Origin of the sequence: Streptomyces sp. NPDC058284 (genome assembly GCF_042881135.1) — a bacterium.
Classification (GTDB): Bacteria; Actinomycetota; Actinomycetes; order Streptomycetales; family Streptomycetaceae; genus Streptomyces.
Map to the genome: position 1 here is coordinate 35359 of NZ_JBHVYE010000039.1, position 22247 is coordinate 57605.

A 22247-nucleotide genomic window follows, 5' to 3' on the forward strand; every position below is an offset into this window, starting at 1 on the left:
CTCCGCCCCCGGGTGGCCGGTATGAGCGACGACGGCAGGGCCAAAAGGGGCAGGGCGGGCAGGGCAGCCAGGTCGGCCGGGCGCCGGTCCGGCCGGGGGAGGGCCGACGAGGTCGGGCCCGTGGCCGCCGGGGAGACCGGTGCGGCCGACGGCGCGGGCGAGGCCTTCGAGATCGTCAGGGAGTTCGCGGTCGAGGGCTCCCCCGACCAGCTCTGGGCCGCCCTCACCACCGGCACCGGCGGCTGGCAGTGGCCCATGGAGTACGAGCCGCGCGAGGGCGGTGCCGCCCCCTCCGGCGGCACCGTCACCCGCTGGGACCCGCCCCGCCGCCTCACCGCCCGCGTCGAGGACCCGGACAGGGTGCCGGGCCAGAGTCTGCACCAGCTCGACCACACCATCGAGCCCCGCGACGGCGGGCGCCGCTCCTGGCTGCGCTACGTCCGCAGCGGCGTCTTCACCGGCAGCGCGGACACCCAGTACGAGAGCGCCGTCCGCCACACCGACTTCTACCTGCACACCCTCGGCCAGTACATGACGTACTTCGCGGGCCGCCCCGTCGCCTTCTCCGCCGTCAACGGCCCGCTCGCCTCGCTCGCCCCGGACGCCTTCGCCTCACTCGCCCGCGCCCTCGGCCTGCCCGACGACGCCACGGACGGCGCCCGCGTCCGCGCCCAGGCCCCCGCAGGGGAGCTGAACGCGGTGATCGACTTCCGCAGCCGGTACTTCATCGGACTGCGCACGGACGAGACGATGCACCGGTTCTTCGGCCGCAACCACTTCGGCGCTCCGGTCGGCGTCAGCGTCCACGACTTCGGTGCGCACGCGGACGCCAAGGGCACCGAACTGGCCTGGCAGGACTGGCTGGACCACCTCTACGGCTGAGGCGGTCCAGCGGATCCACCGCCTACGGCCTACGGTCTACGGCCTGAAGCGCAGCACCTGCGGATCGTGATCGCTGTTCTGCTCGGCGAACTCCGCGTTGATGTGCACGCTGTCGTAGCCGAAGTCGTCCCCCACCCCGGGACTGGTCAGGATCTGGTCGAGGACCTGCGAGTTGCCCTGGTAGACGTAGGAGTAGCGCTCGGCGCGCGGCAGCGATCTCACGGCCGAGCGGAGCGCACCACCGTCCTCGAGGGCCTTGGCCGCCGCCGAGAACTCGAAGTCGTTGATGTCGCCGAGCACCACGACGTCCGCGTCGCGCTGCGCCTCGCGCAGCTCCTTCACGAAGCCGTTCACCGCCTGCGCCTGCCGCAGCCGCTTGGCCTCGGAGGAGCGCACCGGCGGCTGGTGGTGCGAGGTCAGACCCTCGTCGCCGCCCTTGGACCCGAAGTGGTTGGCGATCACGAAGACCGTGCGGCCGCGGAAGACGAACTCGCCGGCCAGCGGCTTGCGGCTGTCCTCCCACGCCGTGTTCAGCGGGTCCACGCGTCCGGGGGAATGGCTCAGCGCGGCCCGCTTGCCCTCGCGCACGACCTCGGTGGGGGTGGTGGCGTCGCCGGGCGCACGCTCGGTGAACGAGACCCGCTCGGGGTTGTAGAGGAAGACCTGACGGATGTTGCCGCCCGGCTCGCCGCCGTCCTTGTTGTTCTGCGGGTCGACGGAGCGCCACGCGTAGCGCGGCCCGCCCGCGGCGACGACCGCGTCCGTGAACTTCTTCAGGGTCGCCTCCGCGGAGACCGTGCCGTCGTTCTTCGCGCCGTTGTCGTCCTGGATCTCCTCCAGGGCGACGATGTCGGGCGAGGAGAGGTTCGAGACGACGGCCGCGGCGAGCGCGTCGAACTTCTTCTGCGGGTCACTCGGGTCGAGGTTCTCGACGTTGTACGTGGCCACGGCGAGCTCACCCTTGGCCTGCCGCCGCGTCTTCTCGCGCATGAGGCCCTTGTCGGTGACGGTGCCGAGCTCACGGGCGGCGAGGGTGTAACCGCCGAACTGGTTGTAGTCCAGGGGCCCTTCGGCGCCGCCGCGCAGCACGTCGCCGACGTTCGCCTTGGGGAAGGGGTGCTCGGAGACGGGGGCGAGCTGCTGGATCTGCAGCCGGCCGCCGTTCTGCGCGCGGTACGAGCCGTAGACGGTGCCGCCGCGCCTGCTGCGGTTCTCGTGCTTCTTCACGGTCACCCACATCTCGTTGTACGTGTCGGTCGCGCCGACCACGCGCGAGGTGCCGATGCGTACGTTCATGCCCTCCAGGGACTCGTAGAGGTCCAGGGCGTACGAACGGGGCTTGAGCGGCAGCGCGTTGACGCTGTTGCCCTGGGCGGGGTCGCCGTCCGGCGCGTACGCGGCGGGCACGGACTTCGCGTCGATCGTGACCGGCGCGGGCAGCGCGTTGCCCGACGACTCCACGCTCACCGTCGGCTTGGTGATCTGGGTGAGGGACTGGTTGCCGGATCCCGCGCCCCCGGGAACGTACTCCCCGACCGTCCCGGAGACCCGGACCGCGTCCCCGGGCTCGACGGTGAGCGGCGCCGAGCCGGTGAAGACGAAGACCGCCTCGCTGGTGGCCGGGTCCTTGTCGGCGGCGTCGGCGGCCGACTGGATCCAGAAGCCCTTGGAGCCGTATGCGCGGACGCCGGTCACGACGCCGGCGACTCCTGTGACCTGCTGTCCCGCCAGGGGCGAGACGCGGGTGGTGCCCTGGATGTCGTGGATGCGGACCTCGTCGGCGGAGGCGGCGGACGAGGTGGTCGCGAGCAGGCCCGCGGCGAGGGCGGTGGCGAGCACGGCGCCGACGGCGGCGGATCTGGGGACGCGGGGCGAGGGTATGTGCGGCATCGGGAAACTCCGGGTGACGGAAGGCGGAGCGGACAGCGGGCGCCCGCAGAGGAGTGCAGGAGTGCAGAAGTGCGGGAAGGCAGGAGTGCGAGGGTGCGGAGGTGCTCTACGCGCGTCAATCTCTTGCGTGACCAGGGCAGTTGTCAAGGTTCCCCGGGTGTTCCCGCGCTGTACGTTTCCTGACAGGGACATGAACCGGGCCGCATGGTGCCAAATCCGTCTAGGCTTGCGCCTTGCCGATCCGAACGCTCGGCGACCACACCTTCGGAGGAGAACCAGCCGATGTCCGTAAGTCCCGCCACCCTGCCGCCGGTGCTGCTGCACTCCGAAGCGGAACTCGCGCGGGCCGCGCTCGCCACACCGCTGCTGTCCCGCGCCGTGCGGCTCGCCCGCTGGGCGGGGCCCGAGACCCGCGTCGGCGCGGGCGGCGAGCTCGTCGACGCCCAGCTCCCGGCGGCCGCGGCCGAGCTGGACCTCGCGGCTGCGGGCATCGAGGAGGCGGACGCCGCCGCGTACACGAGCGAGGCCTGGCGGGTCGCGGTGGACACCGGCCTCGTCGACGTCACCGACGCCGACGAGGAGGGCGCGGACGGCACCGTCACGCAGGGCGCGGACCTCGCGGCGCTCGTGGCGGGCAGCCCGCAGGACGTCCTCGGCATCTGGCTCGGCGCCCTCGACACCGTGTACGCGGACGCCACCGTGCCCGACATGGAGAACCTCCTGGACGTCCTGGAGGAGAACGGCGAGGTCGACTTCGACGAGCTCGGCTGGGACCCGCAGGCCGAGGCCGACTTCCTCGACGGCGTACTCGGCAACCTCTACCTGCTCACCGTGGGCGACGCCGCGGGCGGTGAGGGACCGGTGCCACTGCCCGCCCTCGCCGCCTCGATGATCGTCCCCGACGACATGGGCGAGCCCACGGACGACATCCTGGAGCAGGTGTCGGACGCGATGATGAAGCTCGACGACCAGTTCCGGCTCTTCGAACCGCTCGGCCTCGTCGAGTACCAGCCCGTCGACGAGGCGCTCATGGCCGACATCGACGACGAGAACGCCGAGCAGCCCGCCCCCGTCGACGAGGAGGACGTCAGCCGCTACGGCATGGTCCGCCTCACCCCGCTCGGCCTGTACGGCGTCCGCGCCCGCATGCTGGAGGCCGGCGTCGACGCGCCCGCCGTCGGCGACCTCGCGGACAAGGGCGCCGACGCGCTGCTCGCCGGCACCTCCGGCTTCCCGCAGCACGCCGCGCAGGCCGAGATCGAGCAGTGGCTCACCCGGCACGAACCGCTGGCCGCCGCCGCCGAGCTGCTGGCCGCGGCGCGCGGCGGCGACGAGGGCGCGCCGCTGCGCAGACTCCGCTGCCAGCAGGCGCTCTCCCTGGTCGGCGCCGAGGCGGAGCCCGCGCTCCGCGAGGTCCTCGACGACCCGGAGCTCGGCGGTCTCGCCCGGGTCTGGCTCGCCGAGCACGGCGCCGCGGACGTGCCCGCCCCGTCGGAGGCGCTCATCTTCTGGCTGACCATCGACACACTCGCCGCGCAGCTCGCCGCCGAGGGCAACTCGGACGAACTCCAGGGCCTGGTCGAGGGCCTCGCCCAGCAGCACAGCGGCTTCTTCGCCGCGGCATGGCGGGTCGACCACCCCGCCACGGCCGACGTCCTGGAGGCCATGGGCCGCCTGCACCCCGACAAGAAGGTGGCGAAGGAGGCCCGCAAGGCGGCCTTCAAGGCAAGGTCGCAGCAGGGCCTGTGATCGTCAGCCCGTCGCGGGCACCTCGAAGCCCGTCCGGCGTTTGAGGACGAGCCCGAAGGGCGACAGACAGCACCCCGGGTGGGCCCGACAGTTCAGGCCCACCCGGGGTCCGCTCACCCCGCCGGAGGCGTCAGCATTCGTACCGAGTCGTGTGCTTGAACGACGACGACGCCCCGTCGAACCCGTACGTACCCCGGTAGGCCGGCGGATTCTGGAACTCGCCCACGATCGTGATCGTGGACGCGCACGCCCCCTGCCCCGACCGCTTCGCGTCGAGCCGGATCGTCTCGCCGATCGAGCCGCCCGTGATGTCCCACGGCGCACCGCAGATGCCGGACGTGATCCGGCCCCCGGTCACCACGTGCGGGTAGGTGTTGGGGTTGTACCGCACCTCGATGGCGAAGGTGACGGTGCCGTTGTGGAGCGTCAGCTTGCAGTCCGCCGACAGTGCCTCGGCCGACACGTCGGCGACCGGCGCGGCGAACGCCTCGTCGCGCGTCTTGACCTCGGCGCCCTGCGGATTGTGGAAGCGGTGCTCCGACATCCGCGACTGGCTGTCCTTCTGCTTGCGTGCCTGAGTGGTCATGGAAAACCCTCCTTCCGTCCTGACCGTCAGGCCAGCAGCTCGGCGATCTCCACACGCAGCAGCGCGCGGACGTTCTCGATGTGGTTGACGATGGTCGCGACGGAGGAACCGGCGAAGAGCAGACCCACCGCGACGTCGTCCTGCGAGGTGACCAGCGAACCGGAGTCGCCGCCCGCCGAGATGTTCGTCGTGATGATCTGGTCCTTGAACCGGGCCGTGCCCGCCGTGCCGTAGTTCACGTCGACGGTCGCGTCGACGGCGATGATCCGGCCGAAGCTGATGTTCGTCGTCCTGCCGGTCTTCTTCACCAGGTCGCCGACGGCCACGTTGGCCTTGCGCCGCCAGGCGCGCGGGGCGCCGCTGAAGTACTGCTCACGCGTCGCGTCCTGGAACTCGACCGCGCCGAGCGCCGCGTCCACGACGTTGTTGTGCCGCTCCAGCGGGATCTGCGGGGCGAACTGGATCGTGATGAAGCGCTCCAGGGTCGCGATGCGGTCCGCCGGGTCCTGCCCGCCGTCGAAGACGCCGGGCTGCACGATGGCGCTGCCAAGCTGCGCCCGGTTGGAGTCGGCGAGCACGTGGTTGTTGGAGAGGACGTAGAACTTCGCCGGGGTGCCGAGGCCGGAGCCCGGCGGGTCGACGGAGGCGCCGGGCAGGAAGTCGTAGACCACGCTGCCGAGCGTGCCCGCGGTCACCCGGACGTTGCCGACCGAGAAGCCGGAGGCGCAGGGGCGCATCCGGCGCTTGAGGAGCTGCGGCTCGTACATGGTGTGCCCGGCGTACTCCTCGAGCTGTGGCTGCCCGAGGCCCGAGAGGTGCTCGCCGATGCCGGTGTCGGAGTCGTACGCCCCCGGGGAGCGGTCCTCGGCCCGGCGGCCCCCCGGCCTGCTCTGCCTGCTGCGCTGCGCCGCGATGTGGCCCACCGCGACGATGTCGGTCGGGGTGCCGTCGTCCATCTGGCGCGGGACGACGTCCCGCTCCGGGAGCATGGATTCCGGGACCTTCTGGGTGACGAACACGATGACGGCGGGCTCGCCGGTGGGCTCTCCGCCGCTCCACTTCACACCGTGGCCGAAGCCGACGACGTTGGCCAGCGGCTGTTGGGGCCGCAGGAAGTCGGACATCGCCTGCTGGCGGGAGCTGTCGCTCAGCTGACCGCCGGTGGGTCCTCGCATCAGTTCGGGCTGGCTGACCACGCCAGACCACCTCTTCCCCTGGAACAAGGGTGGGGCTCCGGCACCGCGCGCGGGCGTCGCTCTCGCTACGACCCGCCGTCCTGTGCGTCGACTTCACCGATGGCGAGTACGCGTACGGGGACGCCGTCGAGCGTGTCCGGAACCACGTCTTCGTCACGGAGACGGTCACGGGGCACTCGGTGGGTGACAAAGACGACGATCACGTCCTGACCCGAGTGCTCATCCCTCCCGGTGCCGACTCCGGTGACATTGGCCAGCCGCATCAGCCGGCCCTCATGGAGGCTGCGTGCCTGCTGTGCGTCCACTCGGCTCGCCTCCCCACGCGGTGGTGCGTGTGCACGTACGTGCTGTCTATTGCCGTGGGCATCGCGGGTCAAGGTGTCCCGCGCTGATTCTTCGCGCCGGGCCGCCCCCCCCCACGGGCGGATTCGGAAAGCGGGCCCCTCGCTGTCGGACAGCGTTCAGCCCGTGTTCAGGCGCGGGCGGGACGGTGGCGCCGACAGCGGCCCGGCCGTCCGCTGCCGCCCGCGCGACTCCAGACGTACCTGCCCACGCGCCCATACGTACCCGTCCACGCGCCCCAGGAGAAACCATGTCGCTCACCCGCAGGGATTTCGCCAGACGTTCCGCGCTCACCGGTGCGGGGGTCGCCCTGACCGGCAGTGTCGCCGCGCTCGCCACCGCGCCCGGCGCCCTGGCCGCCACGGAGACCGAGGAGCCGGAGGGCGCCCGGGGCCACGGCCACCACGGCCCCGGCTACGGGCCCCTCCTGCCCGACCCCGACGGGCTCCTCGCGCTGCCCGCCGGGTTCACCTACCGCGTCCTCACCCACAGCGGCAGGACCAAGCTGGAGAGCGGCGAGTTCACGCCGTCCAACCATGACGGCACCGCCGCCTTCCGCGGCCCCCGCGGCACCACGCTCCTCGTCAACAACCACGAGCTGGGCGGCCCCCGCAGCAAGTGGGAGCACCCCGTACCGCTCGCCGAGGGGCTCGTCTACGACCCGGCCGCGGCCGGCGGCTGCACGGTCGTCGAGGTCGGCCCCGACGGGCACGTCGCCGAGTGGGTCGGCATCGCGGGCACCGCCACCAACTGCGCGGGCGGCGCCACTCCGTGGGGCACCTGGCTCACCTGCGAGGAGACCGAGGACCGGGCGGGCCGCAACGGCATGACCAAGGACCACGGCTACGTCTTCGAGGTCGACCCCCTGGACAGGCGGGCCAACCGCGCCCCCACGCCCGTCAAGGCGCTCGGCCGCTACGCCCACGAGGCCGTCGTCGTCGACCCCAAGCGCGGCCACCTCTACCTCACCGAGGACGCCTCAGGGCCGAACGGCCTCCTCTACCGCTGGACCCCGCCGCAGGGCTTCACCCACGGACGCGGCAGACTGCGCACCCTCGCCGACGACGCGGGTGTCCTGAAGGCGCCCAGGTGCTACGACTCCGGCGGCCGCTTCGTCGACGACCTGTCCCGCGCCACGAGGACCGGCACGGTGTACGGCGTCGACTGGGTCGAGGTCCCCGACCGCGACGCCAGGACCGTGCCCGTGCGCCGGCAGTTCGACGACGGTGACATCACGCGCGCCCGCAAGCTCGAAGGCATGTGGTGGGCCGACGGCGGCGCCTACATCGTCTCGTCCTTCGCCCGCGCCGAGAGCCCCGTCCCGCACGACGGACAGGTGTGGTTCTACCACCCCGGCCGCCGCACCCTGACGCTGAAGGTGCTCCTCGGTGTCAACCCGGAGCCGGGCAAGGACGGCGCGTTCGACGGCCCCGACAACATCACCGTCTCGCCGCACGGCGGACTCGTCATCGCGGAGGACGGCGACGGCGTCCAGCACCTGTTCGGCGCGACGGAGAGCGGCCGCACGTACCCGATCGCGCGCAACGAACTCAACGCGGGGACAGTGGAGGAGCCCGCGTACAGCGAGTTCACCGGCGTCACGTTCTCGCCCGACGGCAGGACGCTCTACGCCAACATCCAGACGCCCGGCATCATGCTCGCGATCACCGGACCGTGGCGGCGCCGACGGCGCTGACCGGCACTCCCGCGTCCCCGGGCCCGAGGCGGGCGCCGGGGCGCGGGCAAGGGTGCAAAGACAGGCTTCAAGACCCTCCGGTCCCGGCCTGCCCCAACATCTCGGCGAGCTTCCCCTCCTGACGGCGGATCAGCCCCGCGACCGGCTCCTGCGCCCACCACGGAGGGACCGCCGCCTGCCCGGCGCACCGGCCGAGCACCTCCGCGACCGGTGGCCGCGCCGCGGGGTCACGGGCCAGGCAGCGGCCGAGAAAGTGCCGCCACTCCGGGTCCGGCACGCCGAGCAGGTCGGGGTCCTCGTGCAGCGTGCGGTGCAGGACCTCGGGGGCGCGTCCGGAACCGAAGGGTCCCTGCCCGGTCGCCGCCACCACGAGGACGGCGCCGAGCGCGAACACGTCGGAGGCGGGCCCCGGCCGGGCGCCCCGCGCCAGCTGCTCGGGGGCGAGGAAACCGGGCGATCCGACCATGCCGCCGTCGGCCGCGGGGCTTCCGTCGGCCGCGAGGCCCCCGGCGACCGTGCTCTTGGCGATGCCGAAGCCGATGAGCCGCGGGCCGTGCCGCGTGATGACGACGTTGGACGGCTTCACGTCGCGGTGCGTGAGGCCCGCCGCGTGCACCGACGCCAGGGCTCCGGCGAGCGTGGCGCCCAGCGCGGCCAGCTCGGCGGAACCGAGTGGCCCGTACGTGGCCACCGCCTTCGGGAGGCTGGGGCCCGCGCAGAACTCGACGGCCAGCCAGGGCGGTTCGCCGTCCGGGTCGGCGCCGACCACGGCAGCCGCGCAGGGCCCGGTGACGGTCCGCGCGGCGAGCGCCTCGCGGCGGAAGCGCTCGCGGAACGCCGGATCGGCGGCGAGGGGCCCGTCGACCGTCTTGACGGCCACCGGCCGCCCCCACGCGGACCGCGCCAAGTGGACGCGGCCCGTCTCGCCCTCGCCGAGCAACGCGACGATCCGGTACCCGGCGACCTCCACGGGCTCTCTCCTTCCAGCGGCCCCGAGGGCCCTCGGGACTGCAGGACATGTCGACGCTCTGTGCGACGCCTGGGAGGCATCGTACGGTTGCGTACGCCGGGAGACCGGCGGCCGTACCCCCCCTCCGTCCGGCGCCCGCGGCAAGGGCCTCTCGATCACCGCTGGTGGCCGAAAGGCAGCGTGCTGTCACCCTGTCCCTCGTTCGGGTCGTCTCCGCAGCGTGATCCGGGCGTGACACACCGTGGCTTGTGTGTCTGTTCCATACCGATGTGAGGGCAGTGTGAGCACGGAATATGGTGCCGCGGCCACTCGGGGGCCCATACTGCGAATATGACGAGGCCCCCCGGCTCGCGCCGCCACCTGCCGAACAGTCCCTTCAACGTGCCCGCTCCGCCCGCGCCACCCGTGGAGCACTTCGAGGTGGGCGACAGGGTCTCCCACGACCAGTACGGCCTGGGAAGGATCGTGGGCGTCGAGGGCGAGGACGCGGTGGTCATCGACTTCGCGGGTCGCCAGGGACGGTTCCTGAGCCCCTACCCGAAGCTGGCCAAACTCTGACCCGGAAGCCGGCCGAACTCTGACCCGGAAGACGATCCGGTACGTCCGGCCCGGACGGCGAACCGGCACGAGTGAGGGGCGGCGGACCGCACATGCGGCCCCCGCCCCTCACTCGCGTCCGCGAGGCCCTTCACGGGGCCTTACGCGGCCTTACAGGGGCCCTACAGGGCCTGCGCCGCCGGCTTCACCATGCCGCGCACCGTGCGGGACTTCACGAACTGCCCCATCGCGGTCATTTCCCACTCGCCGGTGAACTGCTTGATCAGCTTCGCCATCATGACGCCCGTCTGCGCCTCGGCGTTGGTCAGGTCGAAACGGACGAGCTCCTCGCCCGATGCCGCGTCGATCAGACGGCAGTAGGCCTTGGCGACCTCGGTGAACTTCTGCCCCGAGAACGAGTTCACCGTGAAGACCAGGCCCGTGACGTCCTGCGGGAGACGGCCGAGGTCGACGACGATCACCTCGTCGTCACCGCCGCCCTCGCCCGTGAGGTTGTCGCCGGAGTGTTTGATCGCGCCGTTCACGATCGAGAGCTTGCCGAAGTAGCAGCTGTCGACGTGGTTGCGCTGCGGGCCGTACGCGATGACGGAGGCGTCCAGGTCGATGTCCTTGCCGCGGAACGCGGGCTCCCAGCCGAGGCCCATCTTGATCTGCGAGAGCAGCGGGCGGCCGCCCTTGACCAGGGACACCGTCTGGTTCTTCTGCAGGCTGACCCGGCCCTTGTCCAGGTTGATCTTCCCGGCGCCGGGCGCGGGCGCGGCGGGCGGCGGGGGAGCGGCCGGGGCGGGCGCCGAGAGGCGCGGGTCGGCGGCCGGCGGGGGCGGACCCTGCACGGGCGGCCCGGCGGGCGGCGCCATGGGGGCGGCGGCCGGCGGAGCCGGGGCGGGCTCCTCCACCGAGACGCCGAAGTCCGTGGCGATGCCCGCGAGGCCGTTGGAGTACCCCTGGCCGACCGCGCGGGCCTTCCACGCGCCGTTGCGCTGGTAGATCTCGACGATCACCAGGGCCGTCTCGGCGCCGAGCTTCGGGGGCGTGAAGGTGGCGAGGACCGAGCCGTCGTCGGCGTTGCGGATCGTGGCGGTGGGCTCGATGCCCTGGAAGGTCTGGCCCGCCGCGTCCGGGCTCGCGGTCACGACGATCTTCTCGATGCCGGGCGGCACGGATGCGGTGTCGACGGTGATCTTGTCGGGGGTCGTGCCGCCGCCCGACTGGTAGGTCACGCCGGGCCCGGCGGGCTGGTTGAAGAAGATGAAGTCGTCGTCGGAGCGCACCTTGCCGTCGGCGGTGAGCAGCAGGCCCGATACGTCGAGCCGCACCGGAGCGGCGACGTCCACCGCCACGCGGGCGGCGGTCAGCGGGATGTTCGAGCCGGGGGTCATAGCTGTCATGCCGGGGTAACGAACGATCCCGCTTTGCCGTTCCCTTACCCGGCGAAGGTTTTTGGATCACGGCACCACCACGATCTTCCGCCCGAGCCCGGCGGCGAACCGGTCGAGCGCCCCCGGGTACTCCGTGAGCGGCAGCCGGTCGCTGATGAACACGTCGGGGTCGAGCACGCCGCCCGCGAACAGCTCGGCCGCCCGCTCGTAGCTGTGCAGGACCGCCATCGAACCGGTGATGGTGATCTCCTGGTTGTAGATGCGGTACGGGTCGATGTTCACGCGCGTGGCGTAGTCGGCCACACCGAACTGCAGGAACGTGCCCGCCTTGGCCACTCGTTCGAGCCCGTCCTGGATCGCGGCCGCGTTGCCGGTCGCGTCGACGACGACGTCCCAGCCCTGCGGACGCTCCAGTTCGTCCGCGCTCGCCGCCGACCCCGAGACGCCGAGGCGCCGCGCGGTGGCGAGCCGGTCCGGGTTCAGGTCGACGACGTCCACGCTCGCCGCGCCGGTGCGCTTGGCGAGCTCCAGCATCATCAGGCCCATCGTCCCCGAGCCGTAGATCAGTACGTGCGAACCGAGCCGGGCGCGCAGCACGTCGTAGCCGCGCACGGCGCAGGACAGCGGCTCGATCAGGGCGGCGTCCTCGGTGCGTACGTGGTCGGGCAGGCGTACGCAGTTCGCGGCGGGCGCCACCGCGTACTGGGCGGCGCCGCCCGCCGTGGTCACCCCGATCGCGGCCCACCGCTCGCAGAGGTTGCCCCGCCCGTCCCGGCAGTAGCGGCACTCGTGGCAGTGCAGTGAGGGGTCGACGGCGACCCGGTCGCCGACGGCGAGCGTGCGCACCTCGCTGCCGAGGGCGACGACCTCGCCGGCGAACTCGTGCCCCGGCACGACCGGCAGGGTCGGCGCGAACTCGCCCTGGAGGATGTGCAGATCGGTCCCGCACAGTCCGCACGCGGCGACCTCGACGACGACGTCACGGGGGCCGGGAGCGGGGTCGGGCACCTCCCCGACCACGGCCTTGCCGACGGACTCGATGATGGCGGCCTTCACTTGACGGCTCCCAACGACAGGCCCTGGACCAGCTTGTCCTGGGCGGTGAACCCCGCGGCGAGCACCGGCAGGGAGATCATGAGCGACGCGGCGCACACCTTCGCGAGGAACAGGCCCTGGCTGGTGATGAAGCCGGTCAGGAAGACGGGCGCGGTCTGGGCGACGACGCCAGTGAGCACCCGGGCGAAGAGCAGTTCGTTCCAGCTGAAGATGAAGCAGATCAGCGAGGTCGCGGCGATGCCCGGCAGCGCGATGGGCGCCACCACGCGCGTGAGGATCGTCGGCAGCCGCGCCCCGTCGATCTGTGCGGCCTCGATGACCGGCTTCGGCACCTCGGCGAGGAACGACTGCATCATCCACACGGCGATCGGCAAATTCATCGAGGTGTAGAGCAGGACGAGCAGCCAGATGTTGTCCAGCAGGCCGGTGTTCTTGGCGAAGAGGTAGATCGGCAGGAGGCCCGCCACGACCGGCAGCATCTTCGTGGACAGGAAGAAGAAGAGCACGTCCGTCCACTTCTTCACGGGCCGGATCGACAGCGCGTAAGCGGCGGGCAGCGCCAGGACGAGGACGCACAGGGTCGAGACGAGGGAGGCCACCGTCGAGTTGATGAGCGAGGGCCAGGGGCTCGCGCCGCCGCCCGCGCCGAAGAAGTCGCGGTAGCCGTCGAGGGTGAGCGAGGCGGCGAGCGAGGGCGGGTTGGTCGCCGCGTCCTCCTCCGAGTGGAAGGAGGTCAGCGCCATCCAGGCGATGGGCAGGAAGAACAGGATGCCGGCGAGCCAGGCGGTGAGCCCCAGGCCGATTCCCTTGCCGCGTACGTTGCTCATCAGCGGGACGCCTCCTCACGGAACAGGGACGAGACGACCCGCAGCGCGAAGGTCGCGATGACGAGGGAGCCGATGACGACCAGGACGCCCGCCGCCGAGGCCAGACCGTTCTCGTGGGCCTGGTAGAAGCTCTGGTAGACGGTGTAGGGCAGATTGGCGGTGCCGAGGCCGCCCGAGGTGATGGTGAAGACTGCGTCGAAGTTCTGCACGATGTAGATCGAGCCGAGCAGCGCGCCCAGTTCGAGGTAGCGGCGCAGGTGGGGCAGTGTCAGATGGCGGAAGACCTGCCAGTTGCCCGCGCCGTCCATGCGGGCCGCCTCGATCAGTTCGGGGTCGCGGCTCTGCAGCCCCGCGAGCAGGATCAGCATCATGAAGGGCGTCCACTGCCACACCAGGGAGGCCTCCACGGCGAGCAGCGGGGTGTTGGAGATCCAGTCGGGCTGCGCCGCGGAGTCCCCGCCGGCCCAGTGAAGCAGGCCGTTGAAGAGCCCGTACTCGGGGTTGTAGAGCACGTGCTTCCACAGCAGCGCGGCGGCCACGGGGACCAGCAGGAACGGCGCGATGAGCAGGGTGCGCACCAGCCCGCGTCCCTTGAACCTCCGGTTCAGGAGCAGCGCGAGAGCGAGCCCCGCGACCAGGCTGGCGAGCACCACGGAGGCGGTCAGAAGGATCGTGGTCAGTACGGACTTGCGCAGGTCGGGGTCGGTGAGGACCTCGTGGTAGTTGGCGAACCCGGTGAAGCTGCGGGCGTCCGGGTAGAGGGCGTTCCAGTCGAAGAAGGAGATCACCAGGGTCGCTACGAACGGCAGTTGGGTCACGGCGATCATGAAGACGAGGGCGGGCAGCAGGGGCGCCCTGGTGGCCCAGGCGCGCAGCCGTCCCGGTGGCCCCGGTGTCTTCATGGTCCTCGCGCCGGGCACGCGCGCGTGGCCGACGGTGGTGGTGCTCGCGGTGGTGGTCATCGTCCCTCGTACTCCTCGGAGATCTTCTCGGCGAGCTCCTGCGAGTTCTTCAGGGCCGATTCGACGGATACGCGTCCGGCGATGGCCGCGCTGATCTCCTGGGAGACCTTGGTGCCGAGGTCGGTGAACTCGGGGATGCCGACGAACTGGATGCCGGGGGCCGGGCGGGGCTGCACGCCCGGGTCGCGGGGCCTCGCGCCCTCGATGGCGGCGCGGGTGACGTCCTGGAAGGCGGCGGCTTCCTCGCGGTAGGCGGGGTTCGCGTAGGTCGAGGCGCGTTTGCCCGCGGGCACGTTGGACCAGCCGATCTTCTCGCCGACGAGCTTCTCGTACTCCTTGCCGGACGCCCAGGAGATGAACTTCCAGGCCTTGTCGGGGTTGTGCGAGGCCTTCTGCATGCCCCAGGCCCAGGTGTAGAGCCATCCTGAGCTCTTGGTCCGCGCCACCGGTGCGGGCACGTAGCCGATCTTTCCCTGCACGGGGGACTTGGCGGACTCAAGCGAGCCCGCGGCGGCCGTCGCGTCGTACCACATGGCGGTCTTGCCCTGGGTGAGGTTGTTGAGGCACTCGGCGTAGCCGGACTGCGCGGCGCCGGACTCGCCGTGCTCGCGGACGAGGTCCACGTAGAAGCGGGTCGCCTTCTCGAACTCGGGGGAGTCCAGTCGGGCCTTCCAGTCCTTGTCGAACCACGTGCCTCCGAAGGTGTTGACCACGGTCGTCAGGGGCGCCATCACCTCGCCCCAGCCGGGCAGTCCGCGCAGGCAGATGCCCTTCATCCCCGGCTCCTCACCGTCCACACGGGCGGCGAGTTCCGCCACCTGCCGCCAGGTGGGGTGCTCGGGCATGGTCAGACCGGCCTTCTCGAAGACGTCCTTGCGGTACATCAGGAAGGACGACTCCCCGTAGAAGGGCTGCCCGTAGAGCTTGCCGTCACTGCCGGTGAGGGACTGGCGCATGGGCGCGAGGATGTCCTTCTCGTCGTACGCCCGATCCTTTCGCGCGTACGAACCGACCTCGTGCAGCCAGCCGTTCCTGGCGTAGATCGGTATCTCGTAGTTGCTGAGCGTCGCGACGTCGTACTGGCCGGCCTGGTTGGCGAAATCCTGGCTGATCTTGTCGCGGACGTCGTTCTCCGGCAGGACGGTGAAGTTCACCTTGATGCCCGTCTCCTTGGTGAAGTGGGCGGCGGTGAGCTTCTGCAACTCCACCATCTGCGGGTTGTTCACCATGAGGATGTTGATGGAGTCGCCGCCTGAACCGGACCCGCCGGCACCGGCCCAGCAGCCGGCGAGCAGCGGGGCGAGCAGCGCCCCTGCGGTGGCCGCGACGAGCGTGCGCGGCCTCCGTCGGCTCGGGGTTCGCATGAATCGCTCCTGAACATAGAGGGGCATAACGGGTGATGAGGGGCGCGTCGGGGCGTGCGGGGGCCCGTGGGGGGGGGGTGCGGAGAGGAGAGGCGGGAGGGGGCGGGGGGAGGGGACAGGTCGTCAGGTGCGGATGACCTGCGGGCCCAGGAGCGAGTAGCGGTGCGCCTCGGACGCGGGCAGGCGGCTGCTCGTGACGATCGTGTCCAGGTCGCCGACCCCCGCGAACCGGCAGAAGCTCGTCGCCCCGAACTTGGTGTGCACACCCAGGAACACGGTCCGCCGCGACGCCCTGATGGCCTGCGCCTTCACCTCGCTGACCGCCGGGTCGGGCGTCGTCAGGCCGTGTTCGCGGGAGATGCCGTTGGCGCCGATGTACGCCAGGTCGATGACGAAACCGGCCAGCATGCGGGTCGTCCAGTGGTCGACGGTGGCGAGTGTCCCGGGGCGCACCCGGCCGCCGAGCAGCAGGACGGTGATGTTCTCGGCCTCGGCGAGGGTGCCCGCGGTGGCGAGCGAGGCGGTGACCACCGTCAGCGGCCTGCCCGCCGCGGCCCCGGGCAGGGCCTCGGCGATCAGCTGCGGGGTGAAGCCCTCGTCGACGAAGACCGTCTCGGCGTCGCCGAGCAGCTCCGTCGCGGCCGCCGCGATGCGCCGCTTCTCCGGGACGTGCATGGTCGTGCGGAAGGCGAGAGTGGTCTCGAAGCCCGCGCTCTCCACGGGGTAGGCGCCGCCGTGGGTGCGGCGGACCAGGCCGTGGTCCTCCAGGGCCCGCAGGTCGCGGCGGACGGTCTCCTTCGCGACACCGAGCTCCCCGGCGAGCGCCGTCACGTCGACGGAGCCGGAGTGGCGGGCCGCGTTGACGATCCGCCGCTGACGTTCCTCCGCGGTCATCGGCGCCACCTTCTTCCCCCTGGGTGCGGTCGGTGCCCGTTCGGGCCCTGTGGGGGAAGTTCTACAGCGCGGGCCGGGGCGTGACCAGGCTCGCAGCGGGCGCGATGCTGCCCGCTTGTGCCCGCTCGGCGGGGCGACGGCCTGTGCGGCGGTCCTGACGCGTGCCCGTTTGCGCGGGTTGGGCCGCCCGTTCGGTGCCCGAACGGTTCAGTACGGCCACACCGGCGGGTTCGTGCAGAAGTGGCCGCCCACGTGCGCGTGGTCCGGATTCGCCGGGTCGAGGTCGCCCTGCTCGGCGATCAGCTGCCGCGCGAACCGCTCGGAATCGTCGCGCGGTTCGTAGCCCAGCGCCCGCGCGGAGCCGAGGTCCCACCAGAGCCGGGTGTTGGCGGACGAGCCGTACACCACGGTGTGCCCCACGTCCTCGGCGGTGAGCGCCGCGTGGAAGAGCCGCGCGCCGTCCTCGGGGCTCATCCAGACCGACAGCATCCGCACGCTCGACGGCTCGGGGAAGCAGGACCCGATGCGGACCGAGACGGTCTCGATGCCGTGCTTGTCGAAGTAGAGCTGGGCGAGGTCCTCGCCGAAGGACTTCGACAGGCCGTAGAAGGTGTCGGGGCGGCGCGGGGTGTCGGCCGGGATCAGCGGTTCTCCGCCCCGCGGGCGCGGGGTGAAGCCGATCACGTGGTTGGAGGAGGCGAAGACGATCCGCCGCACGCCCTCCTCGCGGGCCGCCTCGTAGAGGTTGTACGTCCCCTCGATGTTGGCCTTGAGGATCTTGTCGAAGGTGGACTCCAGGGAGATGCCCGCGAGATGGAGGATCGCGTCCACCCCGCGCACGGCCTCGCGCAGCGCCGCCCGGTCGGTGAGGTCGGCCGTGCCTGCGTCCGGCTCGTCGTCCATGGGGCGTACGTCGAGCGGGCGCAGGTCGTAGCCGTACGCGGGCAGGAGAGCGCGCATCAGGGTGCCGATGCCGCCTGCGGCGCCGGTGAGCAGGACGGTGCGGGGAGCGGGCATGACGGGGTCTCCTCGTGCGGCCGTAAGCAATCGCGTATGCATCCACGTACAGAATTCACATCCATGGACACGCTAAGGATCTCCGTCATGCCGCGTCAAGACTCCGGCCGAGGTGTCGGGCGCGGCTCCGGAGGTGCCAACTCCGGTCGTGACTGGGCAGTTCGCGCGCTTGACCCCGCGCGAGCGGGCGCCTTAGCGTGACCATGTTCAGGGATATGGACATGAATCATAAACATGCACGTCTTGGCGTGCGCGCCCAGGGAGAGCCCGTGACCTCAGCCCCCCTCGCTTCCCGACTCCGCGTCCCCAGCGGGCCGCTGTTCTTCCCGGTCACCGCGTTCGGTCCGGACGGCGCTGTCGACCTGGACACCTTCCGCACCCATGTGCGCGCCGGCGTCGAGGCGGGCGCGGCGGCCGTCTTCGCCTGCTGCGGCACGGGTGAGTTCCACGCCCTGACCCCCGAGGAGTTCCAGGAGTGCGTCGCCGCGGCCGTCGAGGAGACGGCGGGGCGCGTCCCGGTGGTCGCGGGCGCCGGGTACGGCACCGCGCTCGCCGTGCGGTACGCGCGCCTCGCCGAGCAGGCCGGTGCCGACGGCCTGCTCGCCATGCCGCCCTACCTGGTCGTCGCCGGGCAGGAGGGGCTGCTGCGGCACTACACCGAGCTGGCCGCAGCCACCTCCCTGGACGTCATCGTCTACCAGCGCGACAACGCCGTCCTCACCCCGGAGACGGTCGTCGAACTGGCCCGCACGGAAGGCGTCATCGGCTTCAAGGACGGCCTCGGCGACATGGACCTGATGCAGCGCACCGTCAGCGCCGTGCGCAGCGAAGTGCCGGGCGACTTCCTGTACTTCAACGGCCTGCCGACCGCGGAACTGACCGGGCTCGCCTACCGCGGCATCGGGGTGAGCCTCTACTCCTCGGCGGTCTTCTGCTTCGCCCCCGACATCGCCCTCGCCTTCCACCGCGCGTTCAACGCCGGTACGCCGGAGGGCGACGCCACCGTGAACCGCCTCGTCGACGGCTTCTACCGGCCCTTCGTGGAACTGCGCGCCCTCGGCCGGGGGTACGCGGTCTCCCTCGTCAAGGCGGGCGTGCGGCTCGGCGGTCTGGACGTCGGCCCCGTGCGACCGCCGCTGCACGAGCCCGCCGACGACCACGTGAAGCGGCTGGCCGAACTCGTCGGGCGCGGCCGGGAACTGATCGGCGGCGCGCACCCGGGAGCGGGCGCGTGAAGGCCGCCGCGTTCCTCTACCCCTGGGACGTCGTCGGCGACCCCGACGCCCCCGCCCGCCTGACCGCCCTCGGCATCCGGCAGGTGACCCTCGCCTCCGCCTACCACTCCACCCGCGCCCTGACCCCGCGCCACCCGCGCCACCGCGTCGTCACCGCCGCGCACGCCGCCGTCCTCTACCCGCCGGGCGATCGGTGGCAGGGCCGCGAACCGCGCCCGTACGCCGCCGGAAAGTGGGCGCCGGGCGACGCCTACGGAGAGGCGGCGCGGGCGCTCACCGACGCCGGGATCGACGTACACAGCTGGGTCGTCCTCGCCCACAACTCCCGGATGGGGGAGGAGCATCCGGCGACCTCCGTGGTGAACGCCTACGGGGACCGCTACCCCTGGGCGCCCTGCATCGCGCAAGCCGCCACGCGCGCGTACCTGGTCGATCTGGCCGCCGAAGCCGCCGTGCGCCCCGGCACGTCCGGCACCGAACTGGAGTCCTGCGGCTGGTACGGCCTCGCGCACCTGCACGCCCACGACAAGACCGCGGGCGTCCCCCTCGGCGAGGCCGGGCAGTACCTGATGTCGCTCTGCTTCTGCTCCTCCTGCCGTGATGGGTACGCCGGGCAGGGCCACGACCCCGAGGAGCTGGCGGCCGCTGTCCGCCGCGCCCTGGAACCCCTGTGGCGCGGCGCCGGTAGCCCGGGGGAGGAGGAAGGCGAGGGCGGCGGCTGGCCGGTCGTCGAGAAGCTGATCGGCGTGGACAGGGCGGCGGCCACGCGCGCGTGGCGCGAGGAAACCGCCCGTACCCTCCAGGAGGCCGCCGTGGGCGCGGTCCGCACGGCGGCGGTCACGGCGGGCCGGACCGGTTTCCAGGCCCTGCTCCACGCCGACCCGGTGACGTACCACTGCGGCGCCGACGCGGGCACCGACCCGGCGCACATCCTCACCGTGGCCGATGGGGTGGTGGTGCCCTGCACGGGCGGCCCGGGCCTGCTGACGCCGTTCGCCGCGCGGGCCGGGGACGGCACGGTCCTGGCCGCCAACCTCACCGTGGTGAGCGGCATGGGCGGCAGCCCCGGCACGCTCGCCGCCGACGCCGCGCGGGCCGCGGAGCTCGGCGCCACCGAACTGCGGCTCTACCACGCGGGCCTGGCGTCGGACGGCGACCTCGCGCTCGTCAAGGAGGCCCTGTCGCGCACGGAGTGATCGCCGATACGGTCCGCGGGACCACGACCACGCACGGCGCCTCGACCGCCGGGCTCCCCGCGGCCGAGCAGGCGAAGGCCGTCGCCACCGTCAAGCGCTGGGCGAACGTGAAGCAGCCCGCTTGCGGGGCCGCCTCAGCAGGGGCGCGGCGATCAGCAGCCGTGCCCCCGCGAGCACCGTCAGCAGCACGCGGTAGTCGACGCTCTCCACGAGGGCCGCGCCCGCCGCGATGCCGATCGCCGTCGGGGTGAACATCAGGGTGCCGGCCGTCGCCGCCACCCGGCCGACGAGCGCGTCCGGCGTCTCGCGCTGAACCGCGGTCAGACCGGCGATCAGTACGCAGGGCAGGCCGATGCCGTTCGTGAGGCTGCCCAGGAGGGCGGCGGCGTCGTACGGCACTGCGCTGAGCAGCAGGGACGCGGCGGTCAGCGCGACGCCCGCGCCGGCGAAACGGCGCGCTCCGAAGCGCCGCATCAGCGCCCCCGACGCCACACCCACCGCCACGGACCCGGCACCCTGCGCGACGTACAGCACGCCCGTGTACGAGGGCGGGCGGCCGAGCCCCTCGACGATCGCGAAGACCGTCGCGCCGCTGATCCCCGAGCTCAGCATGGTCAGGCCGCCCGCCATCACGAGGGGCCGCAGCCGCTCGTGGCCCCACAGATGGCGCGTGCCTTCCGCGGTCCGTGCCCGCAGCGACGCGCGGTCGGGCACCGGCGCGCTCTCCCACACCCGCAGCAGCGCGAACATCCCCGCCGCGAGCACGAACGTCACCGCGTCAAGGAGCGCCACCCGGGCGCCTCCGTAGGCGGCGAACAGGCCCGCGCCGGCGAGCGGGGCCACCAGCTTCATGCCCTCGTTCGCGGACATCCGCAGGCCGTTGAAGTCGCCGAGCAGTTCCTTGTCGACGGCCGCCGCGACCAGGGCGGCCTCCGCCGCGTCCGTGACGACGCCGCACGCCCCGTACAGCACGAGGACGGCGAAGAGGATCCACAGCCGGCCCGCCGTGTCGACGGCGAACAGGGACAGGAGCAGCGCGCCGAGCGCGAGGTTGGCGGCCACGAGGAGCGGTCTGCGGCGCGTGCGGTCGGCGAGCGTGCCGAGCAGGGGGCCGACGAGGGTGGGCGCCCACAGGGCGAACTGGCAGAGCGCGGCGAGGCCGTCGGACCCGGTCAGCTCCTTCACCCAGATCCCCGACGCCAGCCACAGCGCGGAGGTCCCGAAGCCGGAGACGACCACGGCCCCCAGATACAGCCCGGCGTTCCGGTCCCGGAGGACCCGCCCGATCGTCGATGTCATGCCTGGTGATGGTGGCGCCTAAGGCCCCCGCGGCGGTATCGGCCGCTTTCCCTACGGGGGCTGCGATGAGTTCACGGCGCGCGGCCTGTCTACAGGGAGAGGTACCGAGACAGCCGCCTTAGAGCCTGTGTCCTGTCCGCCCGCTCAGGTATGGATCAGGTAAAGGGTCATCCCGCCCCCTCCCCACGCCCGGGTTGATGCGCGTAGACAGTCCTTGACCTGCCCGAACCCTGATGCGGAGACGCAACACATGCGCAAGTCCCTACGCGTGGCCGGCCTGGCCACCGCCTGCACCGTCGCCGGAGCCGCCCTCTACGCCACCGGCGCCGCCAGCGCGGATCAGGCCGAGGCGCGCCCCACGAAGGAGCCCCACAACATCGGCCTCCTCGTCGGCGAGATCGACGCCTACTACGGCGCCGCCAAGGACGCCGACGGCGTGTGGAAGTCCTCACCCGACAGCCCGTACGCCAAGGACCTGGCCCGCATCCAGGTCAGGGCGAAGAAGGACATCAAGAAGGCCGCGCACCACGCCCGGCACGGCAGGAAGCCTGCGATCGTCCTCGACGTCGACGACACCGCTCTGCTCAGCTTCGACTACGAGAAGTCGACCAACTTCACGTACAACGACGCCAGTTGGAACGCCTACGTCAAGGAGGCCAAGCGCCCCGCCGTCTTCGGCATGCCGGAGCTGGTGGAGTACGCCAAGCGCAAGGGCGTCGAGGTCTTCTTCCTCACCGGCCTCGCCGAGCCGCTGCGCGAGGGCGCTGTCACCAACCTCGCCAGGGCGGGCTACGACACGGCGCTCGACCGTACGCACGTCTTCACCAAGGACAAGGCGAACCCGCCCGCGTACCTCAAGAACTGCGCGACGGCCGACGCCTGGAAGTGCACCACCGTCCAGTTCAAGGAAGGCACTCGCAAGCACATCGAGTCGACCGGCTACAACATCGTCGCCAGCTTCGGCGACCAGACGTCCGACCTCGCGGGCGGGTACGCCGACAAGACGTACAAGCTTCCGAACCCGACGTACTACGTGGGCTGAGCCAGTAGCGCGCGGGTGTGGCGGTCACGCACCCCTGAAACGCCGGGCCCCGGGGACACGCGTCCCCGGGGCCCGGCGTCGATAGGTTGTATTCCTGTCTAGGTCGC

At 72.0% G+C, this 22247-nt stretch carries 20 protein-coding genes; 7 read left to right on the forward strand and 13 right to left on the reverse strand.

Annotated features, from left to right (window positions below):
* Positions 1 to 21: 21 nt before the first annotated feature.
* Complete coding sequence (locus ACFVYR_RS34710; protein ID WP_384261025.1) at positions 22 to 882, forward strand: SRPBCC domain-containing protein; 861 nt, start codon at positions 22 to 24, stop codon at positions 880 to 882.
* 36 nt (positions 883 to 918) lie between these two features.
* On the opposite strand, the gene ACFVYR_RS34715 is transcribed toward ACFVYR_RS34710, so the two are convergent.
* Positions 919 to 2772 (reverse strand): endonuclease/exonuclease/phosphatase family protein, encoded by a 1854-nt coding sequence (locus ACFVYR_RS34715; protein WP_384261027.1) that lies wholly within the window; start codon positions 2770 to 2772, stop codon positions 919 to 921.
* Positions 2773 to 3054: 282 nt separating this feature from the next.
* Between ACFVYR_RS34715 and ACFVYR_RS34720 the strand changes: the two genes are divergently transcribed.
* Positions 3055 to 4521 (forward strand): hypothetical protein, encoded by a 1467-nt coding sequence (locus ACFVYR_RS34720; RefSeq protein WP_384261030.1) that lies wholly within the window; start codon positions 3055 to 3057, stop codon positions 4519 to 4521.
* Positions 4522 to 4651: 130 nt separating this feature from the next.
* On the opposite strand, the gene ACFVYR_RS34725 is transcribed toward ACFVYR_RS34720, so the two are convergent.
* From ACFVYR_RS34725 to ACFVYR_RS34735, 3 genes are all read right to left on the reverse strand, one after another.
* Entirely contained in the window at positions 4652 to 5107 is a 456-nt protein-coding gene (locus ACFVYR_RS34725; protein WP_384261031.1) for a hypothetical protein, read from the reverse strand.
* Positions 5108 to 5133: 26 nt separating this feature from the next.
* On the reverse strand, positions 5134 to 6303 hold the full coding sequence (locus ACFVYR_RS34730; protein ID WP_384261033.1) for a hypothetical protein: 1170 nt from the start codon (positions 6301 to 6303) through the stop codon (positions 5134 to 5136).
* A 65-nt stretch (positions 6304 to 6368) separates the two neighbouring features.
* The gene (locus tag ACFVYR_RS34735; protein WP_384261036.1) at positions 6369 to 6608 is read right to left on the reverse strand and encodes a hypothetical protein; all 240 of its coding nucleotides are present in this window, start codon (positions 6606 to 6608) and stop codon (positions 6369 to 6371) included.
* A 287-nt stretch (positions 6609 to 6895) separates the two neighbouring features.
* Here ACFVYR_RS34735 and ACFVYR_RS34740 point away from each other — a divergent pair, with 287 nt between their 5' ends.
* Entirely contained in the window at positions 6896 to 8341 is a 1446-nt protein-coding gene (locus ACFVYR_RS34740; RefSeq protein WP_384261038.1) for an alkaline phosphatase PhoX, read from the forward strand.
* A 67-nt stretch (positions 8342 to 8408) separates the two neighbouring features.
* On the opposite strand, the gene ACFVYR_RS34745 is transcribed toward ACFVYR_RS34740, so the two are convergent.
* Complete coding sequence (locus ACFVYR_RS34745) at positions 8409 to 9311, reverse strand: serine/threonine-protein kinase (protein ID WP_384261041.1); 903 nt, start codon at positions 9309 to 9311, stop codon at positions 8409 to 8411.
* Positions 9312 to 9641: 330 nt separating this feature from the next.
* On the opposite strand from ACFVYR_RS34745, the gene ACFVYR_RS34750 reads away from it, so the two are divergent.
* Positions 9642 to 9869 (forward strand): CarD family transcriptional regulator, encoded by a 228-nt coding sequence (locus ACFVYR_RS34750; RefSeq protein ID WP_055564387.1) that lies wholly within the window; start codon positions 9642 to 9644, stop codon positions 9867 to 9869.
* A 161-nt stretch (positions 9870 to 10030) separates the two neighbouring features.
* Here the strand turns inward: ACFVYR_RS34750 and ACFVYR_RS34755 are convergent, their stop codons facing one another.
* From ACFVYR_RS34755 to ACFVYR_RS34785, 7 genes are all read right to left on the reverse strand, one after another.
* Complete coding sequence (locus tag ACFVYR_RS34755; RefSeq protein ID WP_384261073.1) at positions 10031 to 11248, reverse strand: TerD family protein; 1218 nt, start codon at positions 11246 to 11248, stop codon at positions 10031 to 10033.
* A 66-nt stretch (positions 11249 to 11314) separates the two neighbouring features.
* Positions 11315 to 12304, reverse strand: a complete 990-nt coding sequence (locus ACFVYR_RS34760) for a zinc-dependent alcohol dehydrogenase family protein (protein WP_384261044.1) — start codon at positions 12302 to 12304, stop codon at positions 11315 to 11317.
* Positions 12301 to 13131 carry a carbohydrate ABC transporter permease gene (locus tag ACFVYR_RS34765; protein WP_384261046.1) on the reverse strand — a complete coding sequence of 277 codons (831 nt, stop codon included), beginning with the start codon at positions 13129 to 13131 and terminating at the stop codon, positions 12301 to 12303. Before ACFVYR_RS34765 ends, ACFVYR_RS34760 begins: the two co-directional genes overlap by 4 nt.
* Positions 13131 to 14093: a carbohydrate ABC transporter permease gene (locus tag ACFVYR_RS34770; RefSeq protein WP_384261049.1), complete on the reverse strand. Its 963-nt coding sequence runs from the start codon at positions 14091 to 14093 to the stop codon at positions 13131 to 13133. Before ACFVYR_RS34770 ends, ACFVYR_RS34765 begins: the two co-directional genes overlap by 1 nt.
* On the reverse strand, positions 14090 to 15457 hold the full coding sequence (locus ACFVYR_RS34775; RefSeq protein ID WP_384261054.1) for an ABC transporter substrate-binding protein: 1368 nt from the start codon (positions 15455 to 15457) through the stop codon (positions 14090 to 14092). The genes ACFVYR_RS34770 and ACFVYR_RS34775 overlap by 4 nt, the downstream gene beginning before the upstream one ends.
* Positions 15458 to 15580: 123 nt before the next feature.
* A complete protein-coding gene (locus ACFVYR_RS34780; RefSeq protein WP_384261056.1) occupies positions 15581 to 16351 on the reverse strand; it encodes a DeoR/GlpR family DNA-binding transcription regulator in 771 nt (256 codons plus the stop codon).
* Between the two features lie 207 nt (positions 16352 to 16558).
* Positions 16559 to 17368, reverse strand: a complete 810-nt coding sequence (locus ACFVYR_RS34785; RefSeq protein ID WP_384261059.1) for an NAD-dependent epimerase/dehydratase family protein — start codon at positions 17366 to 17368, stop codon at positions 16559 to 16561.
* Positions 17369 to 17637: 269 nt separating this feature from the next.
* On the opposite strand from ACFVYR_RS34785, the gene ACFVYR_RS34790 reads away from it, so the two are divergent.
* Positions 17638 to 18603 (forward strand): 5-dehydro-4-deoxyglucarate dehydratase, encoded by a 966-nt coding sequence (locus ACFVYR_RS34790; RefSeq protein ID WP_384261061.1) that lies wholly within the window; start codon positions 17638 to 17640, stop codon positions 18601 to 18603.
* Positions 18600 to 19799 (forward strand): hypothetical protein, encoded by a 1200-nt coding sequence (locus ACFVYR_RS34795; protein ID WP_384261063.1) that lies wholly within the window; start codon positions 18600 to 18602, stop codon positions 19797 to 19799. The genes ACFVYR_RS34790 and ACFVYR_RS34795 overlap by 4 nt, the downstream gene beginning before the upstream one ends.
* A gap of 90 nt (positions 19800 to 19889) precedes the next feature.
* Here ACFVYR_RS34795 and ACFVYR_RS34800 read toward each other — a convergent pair whose 3' ends face one another.
* Positions 19890 to 21098, reverse strand: coding sequence for an MFS transporter (locus ACFVYR_RS34800; RefSeq protein ID WP_384261066.1), 1209 nt, complete (start codon positions 21096 to 21098; stop codon positions 19890 to 19892).
* Positions 21099 to 21348: 250 nt separating this feature from the next.
* Between ACFVYR_RS34800 and ACFVYR_RS34805 the strand changes: the two genes are divergently transcribed.
* Positions 21349 to 22140, forward strand: a complete 792-nt coding sequence (locus tag ACFVYR_RS34805; RefSeq protein ID WP_384261068.1) for an HAD family acid phosphatase — start codon at positions 21349 to 21351, stop codon at positions 22138 to 22140.
* Positions 22141 to 22247 lie beyond the last annotated feature (107 nt).